The sequence below is a fragment of the Lelliottia sp. F153 genome (assembly GCF_002870005.1).
GTDB lineage: Bacteria > Pseudomonadota > Gammaproteobacteria > Enterobacterales > Enterobacteriaceae > Enterobacter > Enterobacter nimipressuralis.
The window spans coordinates 634,356-647,885 of record NZ_PKFT01000001.1; the positions used below are offsets into that span (position 1 = coordinate 634,356).

General features: G+C 51.6%; 13 protein-coding genes. 6 read left to right on the forward strand and 7 right to left on the reverse strand.

Features of this window, described 5'->3' with window-relative positions; all coding sequences use genetic code 11:
* The first annotated feature begins 129 nt into the window (after positions 1-129).
* Positions 130-1,038, forward strand: coding sequence for a transcriptional regulator FeaR (gene feaR / locus F153LOC_RS03000; protein WP_102103662.1), 909 nt, complete (start codon positions 130-132; stop codon positions 1,036-1,038).
* On the opposite strand, the gene F153LOC_RS03005 is transcribed toward feaR, so the two are convergent.
* Genes F153LOC_RS03005 through F153LOC_RS03015 form a run of 3 tightly spaced genes read right to left on the reverse strand, consistent with a single transcriptional unit; the run spans position 1,039 to position 4,194 of the window.
* Entirely contained in the window at positions 1,039-1,359 is a 321-nt protein-coding gene (locus F153LOC_RS03005; RefSeq protein WP_102103661.1) for a YdbL family protein, read from the reverse strand. It lies immediately after the preceding gene.
* Positions 1,360-1,366: 7 nt separating this feature from the next.
* The gene (locus tag F153LOC_RS03010) at positions 1,367-1,558 is read right to left on the reverse strand and encodes a YnbE family lipoprotein (RefSeq protein ID WP_100780245.1); all 192 of its coding nucleotides are present in this window, start codon (positions 1,556-1,558) and stop codon (positions 1,367-1,369) included.
* Entirely contained in the window at positions 1,555-4,194 is a 2,640-nt protein-coding gene (locus tag F153LOC_RS03015; protein ID WP_102103660.1) for a YdbH family protein, read from the reverse strand. The genes F153LOC_RS03010 and F153LOC_RS03015 overlap by 4 nt, the downstream gene beginning before the upstream one ends.
* Positions 4,195-4,403: 209 nt before the next feature.
* Here F153LOC_RS03015 and F153LOC_RS03020 point away from each other — a divergent pair, with 209 nt between their 5' ends.
* On the forward strand, positions 4,404-5,393 hold the full coding sequence (locus F153LOC_RS03020; protein WP_100780247.1) for a 2-hydroxyacid dehydrogenase: 990 nt from the start codon (positions 4,404-4,406) through the stop codon (positions 5,391-5,393).
* Positions 5,394-5,492: 99 nt separating this feature from the next.
* Here the strand turns inward: F153LOC_RS03020 and F153LOC_RS03025 are convergent, their stop codons facing one another.
* Complete coding sequence (locus F153LOC_RS03025) at positions 5,493-5,957, reverse strand: N-acetyltransferase (protein ID WP_102103659.1); 465 nt, start codon at positions 5,955-5,957, stop codon at positions 5,493-5,495.
* A gap of 241 nt (positions 5,958-6,198) precedes the next feature.
* Here F153LOC_RS03025 and F153LOC_RS03030 point away from each other — a divergent pair, with 241 nt between their 5' ends.
* Positions 6,199-6,588 carry a GFA family protein gene (locus F153LOC_RS03030; protein WP_102103658.1) on the forward strand — a complete coding sequence of 130 codons (390 nt, stop codon included), beginning with the start codon at positions 6,199-6,201 and terminating at the stop codon, positions 6,586-6,588.
* A 168-nt stretch (positions 6,589-6,756) separates the two neighbouring features.
* On the opposite strand, the gene F153LOC_RS03035 is transcribed toward F153LOC_RS03030, so the two are convergent.
* Complete coding sequence (locus tag F153LOC_RS03035) at positions 6,757-7,794, reverse strand: S66 peptidase family protein (protein ID WP_102103657.1); 1,038 nt, start codon at positions 7,792-7,794, stop codon at positions 6,757-6,759.
* Positions 7,795-8,218: 424 nt separating this feature from the next.
* Here F153LOC_RS03035 and F153LOC_RS03040 point away from each other — a divergent pair, with 424 nt between their 5' ends.
* Positions 8,219-8,749 carry a glyoxalase superfamily protein gene (locus F153LOC_RS03040; RefSeq protein WP_102103656.1) on the forward strand — a complete coding sequence of 177 codons (531 nt, stop codon included), beginning with the start codon at positions 8,219-8,221 and terminating at the stop codon, positions 8,747-8,749.
* 240 nt (positions 8,750-8,989) lie between these two features.
* Here the strand turns inward: F153LOC_RS03040 and asd are convergent, their stop codons facing one another.
* Both asd and F153LOC_RS03050 read right to left on the reverse strand, forming a co-directional pair.
* Positions 8,990-10,108 (reverse strand): aspartate-semialdehyde dehydrogenase, encoded by a 1,119-nt coding sequence (gene asd, locus F153LOC_RS03045; RefSeq protein ID WP_102103655.1) that lies wholly within the window; start codon positions 10,106-10,108, stop codon positions 8,990-8,992.
* Positions 10,109-10,622: 514 nt separating this feature from the next.
* A complete protein-coding gene (locus F153LOC_RS03050) occupies positions 10,623-11,372 on the reverse strand; it encodes an SDR family NAD(P)-dependent oxidoreductase (RefSeq protein WP_102103654.1) in 750 nt (249 codons plus the stop codon).
* A gap of 148 nt (positions 11,373-11,520) precedes the next feature.
* Between F153LOC_RS03050 and F153LOC_RS03055 the strand changes: the two genes are divergently transcribed.
* Both F153LOC_RS03055 and F153LOC_RS03060 read left to right on the forward strand, forming a co-directional pair.
* Positions 11,521-12,432 (forward strand): LysR family transcriptional regulator, encoded by a 912-nt coding sequence (locus tag F153LOC_RS03055; protein WP_102103653.1) that lies wholly within the window; start codon positions 11,521-11,523, stop codon positions 12,430-12,432.
* 426 nt (positions 12,433-12,858) lie between these two features.
* On the forward strand, positions 12,859-13,392 hold the full coding sequence (locus F153LOC_RS03060) for a cysteine hydrolase family protein (protein ID WP_102103652.1): 534 nt from the start codon (positions 12,859-12,861) through the stop codon (positions 13,390-13,392).
* The last annotated feature ends 138 nt before the right edge of the window (positions 13,393-13,530 follow it).

Here is a 13,530-nt window from a genome sequence, read left to right on the forward strand (position 1 = left end):
AATCATGATAATTCCGGCTTATAACACTGTTATCAGCGAGTGTTCTTTCCTATAGTCAGCCCTGACCTCTGACAAAATGCAACACAAATGCAACAATGCAAAAACATTGACAGTGCAGCGAGATGAAAGATGGCGTGTGCAAGTGAGCAGGAAAAATATCAGCAGTGGCTGGCGCAAATTAACCAGGTGTGTGGCAGCTTTGCCGCGCGCCCGTTGCCAGGTCAGTTCATCGGTGAACTGGAAACCAGCTATGCCAGAAGCCTGAAGCTCAGCACCGTCACCGCCGCAGGCGTTAACCTGTTTCGCACCCGTCAGGAGATCAAAACCAGCAACGACGCCTGGTTTTACACCGTGTTTCAACTCGAAGGTCAGGCTACGCTGGAGCAGGATGATAAGCAGATTGTGATCGACGCGGGCGACATTACGCTGATTGACGCCTCACGCCCCTGCTCGATCTACTGGCACGACAAATCGCGCCAGATTTCACTGTTACTGCCGCGCCAGATTCTGGAACAGCAGTGCCGTTTCCAGGAGGTGAGCTGCGCCCATAAGCTGTCGCGCACGCTGCCCACCGTGCAGCTGAGCTATCGGCTGTTGCAGGAGAGTATGGATAATGCGCAGCTGAGCGATATGGAGAGCGAAGCGGCGCTGGAAGCGATGGTGTGTCTGCTGCGCCCGGCGTTTCAGCAGCGTGAATCTGCGCCGCCGCGTAAAGAGCGCCAGTTCCAGAATGTGCTGTCGCTGATCGATTCCCATATTCAGTCGGAAGCACTGCGACCGGAGTGGATTGCTACCGAGAGCGGGATGTCAGTGCGCAGCCTGTATCGCATGTTTGCCGATAAAGGGCTGGTGGTGGCGCAGTACATCAAAAACCGGCGGCTGGACCTGTGCGCGCAGGTGCTACGCGCCACAGGCGATGATGAAAAACTGGCGGGCATTGGCTATAGCTGGGGCTTTGCCGACCATAGCCATTTTTCTACGGCCTTCAAGCAGCGCTTTGGCGTGTCGCCTGGCGAGTATCGCAAGCGCTACCGCTGATCACTTCTTCAGCCACTTTCCGTTGATACCCTTCACGTATTCGCCCGGCTGCGCGCGGGCCACCAGCTTTTGCCCGGCCATTTTCGCCACTTCATCCACCGGAATATTGTTGCTGTCCGCCAGTTTTTGGTAGCTTTCGGTACGCGCCGCGTTGATCTCGTTCACCAGCGCCAGCGTTTGTTTATCCTGACGCAGCGGCGCGATGTAGCCGCTGAGCGTCTCGCCCACCAGCCCCTGCGCGCGCGCTTCGTTTAAGGTGATCGCCTGCGCCTGAACGCTCATGCCCAGCGCCAGCAGACCGATTGCAAGAAGTCGTTTCATGGCATCCTCAGAACAGATCGCTGCGCGATTTCAGCAGGGTTTCGACGTCTTTATCCACTTTGATGTGGATTTCATGTTCGATTTTGACGTTCATATTGATGGTGATCGGCTCTTTCGGTGCCGCCACTTCGATTCGGGGCGTACAGCCTGATAGCATTGCGACCATGACCACGCCGAGCGCGCCTGTCAGCTTTTTCATTGTTGTTCCTCACATTCCTTGCCTGCCTGACAGCGGGCATCCGGTAACGCCGCGTGTTGCTCAAGCCATGCCTGTAAATTATCCCCATAGCGCAGGCTGCGCCACAGGGTAAAAAGATTCTCTTCGTGAGTGTAATTGAGGTTCACGGTGTTGCTTTTACCGTCGACGCGGCTGGTGCCGCTGATCGCCGCCTGCATGGTCAACACACCCAGATTATCTACATTGATTTTCGTCCACGAGCGAGAAATTTCCATATAGCGAAGCCAGTTAATCGCCACGCCCGCCGCCATGTTGTCTTTGACGATGGCGTCTGCCGTGTCTTTATCCAGACGCAGCGTCATCGGGCCGGGGTTAGTCAGCCAGCCGTCTTTGATGATCCATTTCTCGTTTTCCAGCCAAAAAGGCAGCGCCCCGCTCACCGGGCCGGACAGGGTAAACTGTTTCGGATTGACGGCACTGATAAGTTCGCTTGAGGAGATATTCTGCACCCGTAGCAGCGCCGGATCGTGCTGCGGCATCCGCAGCTGCTGCAGGGTGATTTTTCCGCCCAGCACGTCGGTGCTGACGTTGGTCAGCAGCAGCGGGTGAGATTCACTCCACGGGTAATCGCCCTGCAAATCGGCGGTAATATTGCGTGCGGTGACCTGGTTTATCACTTCGGCGATGCGCAGCGTGACCGGGCCGCGCGTGCCCAGAGACCAGGTGCCTTCGCTGAAGCGGAACGGCAGTACAAAATCGACACCGTTGATCTGGTTGTCGGGCATCCAGACGCTGCCGCTTTTCACCACGCCATGACCACCCGCTTCGAATCCTTGCCCGGCGGCCGCCGAAAACGCCACCTGAGCGTACAGCTCGCCGTCGCGCAGATTCATTTTCCAGTCGGGCGGCACCAGCGGCTGGAAGACCGTCAGGGACTGTTTTGGCCACCAGGCCTGACCGCGCAGACGCTCCCCGTCCCAGCGACCGTTCAGCTGGACCGGGCCAATCGCCCCGGCGTGCAGATCGCCTTTAAACTGGAAGAACGTCGGATCGGTGCCATCGACGCTGAACTTGAGGGTCGACGGCGGTAACACGCTGCCGCCGGAGAACGATGTCTGCTCCGCATCCAGGGAGAGCGCGCCGCTAAAATGCGGATTGTTTTCGCCACGCAGCCAGCGCACCGGCTGATCCAGCACCAGACGCGGCTTACTCACCAGCATGGTGCCGTACTGCAGTTTATCGAAACCGGTAGAGAGCGCCGTCAGTTCGATGGCACTGTCGCGCCACTCGCCCTTCCCGGCCACATCCCAGCGGGCATTCATCGGCGTGAAGTGCCCATCGCCCCAGTAGCGCCACTGCCACAGGCCGCTGTCCGGCAGGAAGTCATTGGCCTGTCCGTCGAGATGCAGCACGAAATCGCCCATGTCGTTTTCATGGGCTTTCAGAATCGCCTGCAGACGGCCATCCACCCCTTTTTGCGAGAGTTTAACGCCCGCCAGCGGCCAGCGAATTTCGTCGATATTGAGCGAGTCGATAAGCCGACCGCGCGAACGCAGCAGCGCGCCCGGCTCAAAGACGAGCTGCGGATCGGCGAGGCTGCCCGTCAGTTGGGCTGGCAGAATCGCGTACAGAATCAGGTCGCCCTGCTTGGCTTCGCCCGTCACCTGCAGCGGCATGGCGCTGTTTTCCATGCTCAGTTTGCCCGGTCCGAGGCTCAGCACGGCGTTACCTTTCCCGGCATCGCCCTGAGTCAGCACGTTCAGACGACCGCTAAAGGTGGCGTTTTCCAGCCCCTGCTGCCAGTTGTCAACTTTCACGCCCACGCGCCCGCTCAGGGGCAGCCCCTCGAGATCCCAGTGCCAGCGTCCGTCGCTGACTATTAGCTGTTCAGCAGTGAGCTGCCACGGCAAATCCAGCAGTGGATCGGGGTTATCGCGGGCGGTCAGCACCAGCTGACCACGGTTCTCTTCCCAGTCGAGATCAGCGTCTACCGGTGATGACAGTGGCGGCACCGTCAGAGTGGCCTCCGCATGGCCTTTCACCGGCACGCCGTCCGGCACCAGCGGCAGGGTAAATTCCCCCGCCAGCCTGATCGGCTGCGGGTAATCCGGCAGATGGACTTCAAACTCGCTGATGGTCAGGTTTTGCCCGCGAAGTTTGCCGCGCACCTTGACCTGTTCGCCCTGGTAGGTCACGTCCTGAACGGAGGGGGTTAAAGAGATGTCGAGTTTGCCCTGCCACTGCTGCCACGGAGAGAGCGTTAAGCGATCTATCGTCAGCCAGGTGTTCGGCAGCATCGACTGCCATTCGGCAAGGGTTTTGGGCGCGGTGTTAGCCTGTTCCGCCTGCGGCAGTTTGCTCAGGCAGGCGGTATTGAGATCGAGTGCGCCGATATCCAGTTTCCAGCGGCTGGGGTGCGACAGCGTGGCGTTTTCCACGCGAGCGATTTCGCAGTCCTCTACCAGATAGCGAAGATCGGGGATAATAATTTGATTGCGGGTCAGACGCGGGCTTTTCTCGAAAGCAATGCGCGTCCCGACAGGGAGCCAGATCCCGGCAAGGGTTGGCACCCACTGGGCGAGCGTCATCAGCAGCGTCAGCGGCAGAAGAATGAACAACAGCAATAGCGCAATTGCGGCTTTGTATTTACCCCTCATGGGCAGTTAATATCCTGATTTAGCGAAAAAATAAGCCGACAGTGCCCGTCATTGTGGCATGTTTAGCCAGTCAGTTGAAGTCAACGCCATTTTTAAGGATAGTTGCTCTAGAATTATTCATAGAACTTATTGAATTCAATAATATTTTATAAATTGTAAGATTATTTTAATCATGCTAACGTGATGGTAAAATCACTGGAGAAAGTCTTATGAAACTCGCGGTATATAGCACAAAACAGTACGATAAAAAGTATCTGCAACATGTTAACGAGACTTACGGATTCGAACTCGAATTTTTTGACTTTCTGCTGACTGAAAAAACCGCCAAAACGGCGAACGGATGCGAAGCGGTGTGTATTTTCGTCAACGACGATGGCAGCCGTCCGGTGCTGGAAGAACTGAAAAAGCACGGCGTGAAGTTTATCGCGCTGCGCTGCGCGGGCTTTAACAACGTCGATCTGGATGCGGCGAAAGAGCTGGGGTTAAAAGTGGTGCGCGTGCCGGCCTACTCCCCGGAAGCTGTGGCTGAACATGCCATCGGTATGATGATGTCTCTGAACCGACGTATTCATCGTGCTTATCAGCGCACCCGTGATGCCAACTTCTCTCTCGAAGGTCTGACGGGCTTTACCATGTACGGTAAAACCGCAGGCGTCATCGGCACCGGTAAAATCGGCGTAGCGACGCTGCGTATTCTGAAAGGTTTCGGGATGCGTCTGCTGGCGTTCGATCCGTATCCAAGTGCTGCCGCGCTGGAGCTGGGCGTGGAGTATGTCGATCTGCCGACACTGCTCTCTCAGTCGGACGTGATCTCCCTGCACTGTCCGCTGACCCCTGAGAACTATCACCTGCTCAATCAGAGCGCGTTTGACCAGATGAAAGACGGGGTGATGATTATCAACACCAGCCGTGGCGGTCTGATCGACTCTCAGGCGGCGATTGAAGCCCTCAAAACGCAGAAAATTGGCGCGCTGGGGATGGACGTTTATGAGAACGAACGCGATCTGTTCTTCGAAGACAAGTCTAACGATGTCATCCAGGACGACGTGTTCCGCCGTCTCTCCGCCTGCCACAACGTGCTGTTTACCGGCCACCAGGCGTTCCTGACCGCCGAAGCGCTGATCAGCATTTCAGAAACCACGCTGGGTAACCTGAAACAGCTGGAAAACGGCGAAGACTGTCCGAACGAAGTGGCCTGATGTTCCAGGCCGGGTGGCGTTGACGCGTACCCGGCCTCTATAAATCCCGCAGCATAAACACCGCCAAATAGATGTGCGAATCAGGTTCTTCTTAGTCTCTCAGTCAGTAATAGATTTACTCATATTGATACCCGTCACCCCAAATCCGCTGGCTTCATAAATATGCTGAGCGCGAGCATTGTCCCCTGCCACACGCAATTTGATCTCTTTAATACCCTCAATCCGTAAATACGCTTCGAAAGCAGCCAGAGACTGTTTACCCAATCCCATCCCCTGGCAGGGAGTGAGAATATGGAAATCATAGATAAAAGCCGTACGCATGGCCCGGTCGGGTTTGTACCAGAGATAACCGACATGGGCCGACTGCGCGATAATACACAACAGCACCTGGCCTGCGGTATTTACACCCTCGGGAAGCAATGCCGATAATTCCTGTTTCGCTCTTGCCAGAGAATCCGGTTGCGATACGCGATAGTTTGATTCGATTTCATTGGCATAATCCTGAACAAAATATTCAAGATAAGCGGGATATTCATCTTCCGTCATTGCGCGGAACGTAATCACTTTTAACCTCTCAGGCCTAACCTTTTGATAGATAGCATAATAGTGATAAGCCTATCGCCTTCACTCGTCAATGGAATTCACTGTTAACTACTGGTTTGGGTGAGCTGGTTACGTAACTGCGTATTGATGACCTGCACCGGGTACGGTGGGGATAATGTGTAAGGTTCTGGAGATGCTTTGAGCAAAAAACAGACGATGCTATCTTTGTCATTCTCTGAGCGTTGATAAGGTATCGACTGATATGGATTTGAAACTGTCTGGCGGATGTTTGTGCGGGTTTATCAGATTCACAGCGATTAACCCAGTTTCCACTCATTCCTGCTCCTGTGATATTTGCCAGAAGCATTCAGGTTGTCAGACCGCAGTATGGCTTGAATTCCACTCGGCGAATGTTGAATGGACGGGTGAAGGAGGCACACCTTCTTTATATCGCTCATCTAAAACCTCATCCAGAGCATTCTGCGCCAGGTGTGGCAGTTCAGTAGGTGCGATTGATGACGCGCCGGTGACGGCTTTACTCAGCGGTGTTTTTGACCACAATGAAGCCGTCATTTTTTCGCCCTACTCCCACTCTTTTCAGGATATGAAACCTGACTGGTGGAGAAAAATCATGCCCGATACCGCTGAATAAAAAAGGACGTTTTGGGCAGTTTCTCAATATTTATCTTTGTTATTCTAAGCATTCGTTCTGCCTGAAGATGCGGACCGCTGAAGCAGCGCGAGGTCCGCTGTGAGCGAGAAGCGGACCTTAAGTGCAAAAGAACAGCAAGGGCCGCCTTTGTTATTAATACTGCCTTATCTACAATTGCTGAGTTACCCAGCTACCATTTTCAGCGAAAAATACCGTCGCATCGGCTCCATTTACTAGGGATATTTGAGGAGGCATGTGACCAATATCAACATCATAAAGTACGGGCACGGCAACATTCTCAAAAGCGGATTTAAGGGCATCCAGATAATTATGTTTAGTCGGGTCGCTTACGTCGGGTGCAGCACTTCTGCCTATAAGAACACCATTTAAGTTATCAAACCAACCCTGTAATCGTAAGCTAAATAATGCGCGTGTTAATTCACAGGGAGCCATTTCCACATTTTCAAAATAGAGGATTATTCCTTGAGGGCTATTGTTCGCCTTGAACAAGGGTACATTCCCGAATGGCGTACCTGCTAACCTGGATATTATTTCGAGGCAGCCGCCGATCAGTTTCCCGCTAAATGTGAGAGAAGATGTAAAACTATCAAGGCGTTTCCACTGTGTTTTTTGGGTCAGATTGAAACCTTCGTCTGACGCTGTTCCCCATTGATTTTCATCAGTTTGAAATGCTTTTGAAGAGTACTGTTTGATTACAGTTCCCCGATTCGATTCCAGAATTTCCCATACAGCCTGAGTGGTGGCATCTAACTTTTGAGCGCCAAGATCCATCAGGTTTGGCCCATGCAAAGTAGCCCAGCCCGAAATCGTAGTCAGTGGGAATTGAAGTGTACTAAGATCTGAAAAGCCCACAAACCATTTTGGTTTAGACCGGGATAAAAGATCAAAATCAATCAAATCAAGCAATTCCATCGCCAGATCACCGCCCCAAGGTGGCATAACAGCTTTTATATCTGGGTCAGTAAGATAAGACATTAATTCTTCAACGCGAGAAAATTTAGTGGCGCTTTTATTTTTGTGCTGCGAGCGTAAGCAGCTCCCTTCGCGGACTTGGTAACCTCTTTTCTTTAGGTTTTTTATGGCGAGTTCCAATCTGGGATGCAGATGTTCAGGTACGCCAGAAGATGGAGCTGTTATACCAATAACATCTCCTGGAGCCAGCCTGGGTGGAAAGAGGACACTCATGGATAAATCCTTTTCAGAACATGTAGAATTCCATAATCCATAAATAAAGCCAGGATGTAAAATCAACAGGTGAACACTCCGCTTGTTTTTTCTATGAACCTTAGAAAGGTCCGCTCCTGGCACGAAGCGGACCAGGTAACTGAAGTGAAGGTCCGCTGTGAGCGAAAATCAGACGCTGGGCTAATTGTGTTTGACGCTGGTAGCTGCAAAATCGAGTTCGCTGAGGGTGTACCTATTCAAACCTGAACACTTGTGCGATTTGCCTGGCCTGTATATTCTCATTTTAGGCCCGTGCTGCCTGCCGCTCGCTTCCTGTATGGAAATGGTGAAAGCATGTTTGTCCTTAACCTCAATGATTTAACCACTCTTGACGGTCGGGATTTGGTAATGCGGGCACCATTGTTTCCTGACGACAGGAGAAATTATGTTATCAGTAGAGCAAGCCAAGCAAATGTCTGCGAAGTTAAAAAACTCTCTAGAAATGCGTGATCATAAAATTTCTTATTCCGCCGCACTCGAAACTGTTTCACACCAATTAGGCTACAGGGACTGGAACACTGCATCGGCTGCGTTAACCCCACAGGTTCCTCAGCCTCAAATACATTTCATCAAGACTATACCCATTTTACGAATGTTCGATGAGCGCAAAGCGCGAGAGTTCTATCTCGATTTTCTTTCATTCTGTGTTGAATTTGAACATCGGTTCGAGCCCGGCTTACCTTTGTATCTGGGCATTGAACGCGAGGGTTTGCAGTTGCACCTTTCTGAACACCACGGTGACGCCAGTCCGGGAGCAACGATATTTATACCTGTGCAGAATATTGAGTTGTTCAGAGACCAGCTTCACGGAAAAAAATATGGCTATGGTCGCCCGGAAATCGTGAAGCAAGACTGGGGAGATGTTCTGGAAGTTTACGATCCTTTTGGAAATCGGCTCCGGTTCTGTCAAAGCTGATTTATTTTTCCCGATACGGAGGGTATTGCCACAGGCAATACCCTTTTTTCATACGCACACAATGTCCGCTCCTGGCACACAGCAGACGAAGGCGGTGGCACTGAAGGTCCGCTACGAGCGAAGAGCGGACGATGAAGTGAGCCATTTATGTCCATCACATCTGCGGCGACGTAGAATCGGATGTGTCGCCACAAAACCAAAGCACCTACCGAGCAGGTGCTTTGGTCTGAATAAAATGAATCAAACTCTACCGAGCAGAATATTCAACATGCGTCTCAAAGGTTCGGCCGCGCCCCACAATAGCTGATCGCCTACCGTTAAAACCGAATAGATAGGGTCATTGTTTAGCGACATTTTCTTATAACGGCCAATTCCTACTTTAAGCGAACCGCTGATAGAGGCAGGAGTCAATTTATTGACACTCTCCACCTTATTATTGGGCACATAATTAACCCAGGGATGGGAATGCGCCACTAACTCCGCAAATTCTGTTTCGCTGACTTCACGCTTGAGCTTCAGCGTGATTGCAGCACTGTGGCAGCGGATCACACCGACCCGTATGCACAAACCATTTACCGGGATCGTACCGGGAGCAAGGCCCAGGATTTTGTTCGTTTCTGCCTCACCTTTCCATTCTTCACGGCTGTTGCCATCGCCTAAATCACTATCAATCCATGGAATGATGCTACCCATTAAAGGCGCACCGAAGTTCTGAATCGGCATGTCAGCGCTTTTAATCAATTCACTGACTTTATTGACTAACGGAAGTACTGAACCTGAAGATGCCAGTTCATCGGCGGACAAATGGCTGCTGATATACGCGCTTTGCGTGATCAATTCCCGTACATACTGAGCACCGGCACCCGATGCGGACTGATAGGTCATCACGCTCATCCATTCAATGAGATCTGCTTTTATCAGCCCGGCTAGCCCCATCAGACTCAGAGTGATCGAACAGTTGCCACCAATAAACAGCTTAATTCCCTCATTGACGGCACGATCGATATGGGGGCGATTCACGGGATCGAGAATAATGCAGGCTCTTTCATCCATCCGCAGCGCTGAGGCCGCATCAATCCAGTAGCCCTCCCAGCCATGGGCAATCAATGCAGGATAAACCACTTTAGTATAGTCCCCACCCTGGCAGGTTATGATGATGTCCATTTCGGCCAGGGCACTAATGGAATTAGCATCTTTGAGTATATAGCTCACGTCACCAATGACCGGACCGGTGGTACCCGCACTGGACGTGCTGTAAAAATGCGCAGAAATATCGTCAAAGTCGTTCTCTTCGACCATGCGCTGGAGCAAAACAGACCCTACCATTCCTCGCCAACCTACAATGCCAACTTGCTTCATTTGCCTGACCTTAATAACGTTATAAAAATGTTAATTATTTTCGAAGCACGTTATATATCATCCCTAAATAAAGGTCATTACGAAGTGCATTAGATACTGTCATTATTAAAATGTTTCATATGGCATCAGCGATTTTTATCCCTTACACAGATAAAAATCAATCATATCTATTTAATATACATAAGAAATAATGCCAAGACTGATACTGAAAGGCCTAAGCAATCAAGAATGGTATACGCACAGTTAAAGTTTGATGGGTGTCTCTCAGATGTCTGCTCCTGGCACACAGCAGCCGTTTTGACCGAACCTCGTCATAAGAAGGGAGTTATGCAAATTTTGCCGACGATAGTGATGTGATTTGCAAACGGTCGCTATGTTTTGCGAGATGACAAAACCTAGCAGGAATGGCTGGAACCGCATTGTGCGCTGTCACACTGTGGCGTTAAAACTGCGTGACACCCGCCGTCCATTGAAAAACCGTCGCCTAGGAGGATTTGACGGTGTGATATCAGATTTAAATCTGCGCCATACCGCCGTCAACAAACAGCTCTACAGCATTGATAAAACTGGCGGCATCAGATGCCAGAAACGCAACGGCTTTGCCGACTTCCGCTGGCTCACCAATCCGGCCCAACGGAACCTGCGCCGCCAGCGCATCAAAGAGGCCCTGACGCTGCTCTTCAGCAACCAGCCCCTCTAATCCAGGCGTTTTGACCGGTCCCGGACTCACGACATTCACCCGAATACCCCGCCCCTGCAAGTCCAGCGCCCATGAGCGAGCAAAGTTTCTCACTGCGGCTTTACTGGCGCTATACACGCTAAAGTTAGCCGTCCCTTTTACCGAAACGGTGGAAGCGGTGAGGATAATGGATGAACCGGCACCAAGCAGTGGCAGTGCTTTCTGGACGGTGAATAGTACTCCACGAACATTGGTCCCGAAAATCCGGTCATAATGTTCTTCCGTTATTTCACCCAGCGCCAGCATATCTCCGCCACCGGCGTTAGCAAACAGAATGTCCAGACGCCCCGACTCTTCTGCAATTTGTGCGTAAACATTATCCAGATCGCTAAGACGGGAGATATCGGCCCGAATCCCCTTAGCCGACGGGCCGATCAACGCTATGGCCGCATCCAGTTCCTGCTGACGACGTCCGGTGATGTAGACTTTTGCCCCCTGCGCCGCCAGTTCCTGAGCACTGGCAAGACCGATTCCTGTGCTGCCGCCCGTGACCAGGGCAATTTTGTCTGAAAGTGGTTTACTCATTATTCATATCCTCGGTTGTGGGTTCGAATGGGCCGTCATTCAGCCTGTGAACTCACTCTAGCTGCAGAGAAATTATTGATAAATTAGCAAAAGTAGAAAACACTCTTTCTACAGGTGAATAATCAACTCCCTCACGGAGAAACAGAACGTGGATCAGTTAATGGCTATGCGTGCGTTTACGCGGGTGGTGGAAACGGGCAGTTTTACGCGGGCAGCGGATTCACTGAATCTGCCGAATGCCACATTAAGTAAGCTGGTTAAATCACTGGAGGCCCATCTCGGCGTGCGTCTTTTACATCGAACGACCCGGCGCGTCGTCGCAACACCAGAGGGTCAGGACTATTATGAAAAAGCCTCGCGGGTACTCATTGAAATTGAGGAGATAGACACGTCGTTTAGCGCCTTGCAAAGCAGACCTAAAGGGTATCTGCGTATTGATGTCGGCGGCTCTACCGCACGTGAAGTCCTGATCCCGGCGTTACCGGATTTTTTGCAGCGCTATCCGGAAATCAAAATCGATTTAGGCGTTTCCGACAGGCCGGTGGATCTTATTAGCGGAAATGTCGATTGTGTAATTCGCGGTGGCGCGCTCAATGACTCCTCGTTGATCGCCCGCCACATTGGTGATGCCCCGATGGTGACCTGCGCTACGCCGGGATACCTGAAAGCCGCTGGTGTACCTGCTTATCCGGAAGAATTAAGAAATGGACATAAGCTGGTGAGCTATTTGTCTCCGCTGACGGGCAGAGCCTTTCCTTTTCGCTTTATCGTAGAAGGTGAAGAGCGGGAGATGAAGACGCAGCATCACATCGGGGTTAACGAAAGTAATGCGCATTTGGCTGCGGCCTTGGCGGGAATGGGAATCATCCAGACCTTTTGCTATGCGGCGAAAGATGAACTGAACAACGGCACACTGGTTGAGATCCTACAAAAATGGCGCCCCGCGAGTTATCCTTTTTATGTCGTCTATCCCCAGAACAGGCACATGACGCACCGGTTACGCGTGTTTATTGACTGGCTAACCGAGGTATTCCCAGCGGCACTACGCAGTTACCGGTAATCACACCTCTAACGATCCTGAAGGGCGCAAAAGATTCACCGATTCATCTTCTCTTGACCCCTTCTCTAATGTCTGCCCTTAGGGTGATCCGCGCTGAGCGAGGAGCGGAAGCTAAATTTTTGTCGGAATATGCCAGCCGCGAACGTCATCAATCAGGAAACATATCCTTTGAAATCTTCAATTCCCGGTGCTAAAACATGAAGAGCCGTTTTTAAGATTTGTTGTGTTTACTGATTCTCAACTCATAAGAGAATGCCGGAAAATGATTAAGCCAGCTCAGCCAGCGACAACCGTTACCACCACCGAAACCTTCGGCGGCGTGTGCGCATCTGTGACTGGCTCCTGACAAAACAGATTCTGACTCCCCGCCAAACCGGACGGGGAAGAAAATCTCTCCGTTCATGATTTACTGAATGGAGATACACCATGATTTCATCTGAAAATGCACTTTTAGTTATCGATATGCAGCAGGGGCTTTTCCGTGGCCCCTCGTCACCCCATCTCGCAGACTCGGTTTTGTCAAACATTTGCCTGCTTTTACAAAAAGCCAGGCAAGCGCAAGTGCCAGTCTTTTTTGCCCGTCACACCGGTCCTGACGATTCCCCCTTCTCTGAGCAAAGTCCCTTCACACAGCTGATACCCGAAATGAGTGTGAATGCTGAGCAAGATGTCGTTTTTATTAAAAAGTACCCCAGCTGTTTCCGGGATACGAGCCTGCAGCTTCAGCTCGGCAAGCGGGGAATAAAACAACTTGTCATCGCTGGGATGAAAACAGAATTCTGTGTGGACACTACCTGCCGTGCAGCGCCGGAGTTGGGATTCAGGACTGTGCTGATTTCAGATGCGCACACGACAATGGATAACAGCTACCTGTCAGCTAATGAAATCATCAACCATCACAACGCCACCCTTGCTGGCCCGTTTGTGACGCTCGCGACAGCAGCGGACTGGAACTTTTAATCTGAGAAATGAGATAAGACTGAGAGCCGCCCGCCAGGCGGCTGAAGTGCAAAAAGTCCGCTCCTGGCACAAAGCGAACTCCTATTTGGCTCAGACGAGAGTGCCAACGCAGAGTAGTTCTTGTGTCATTCACCCTGC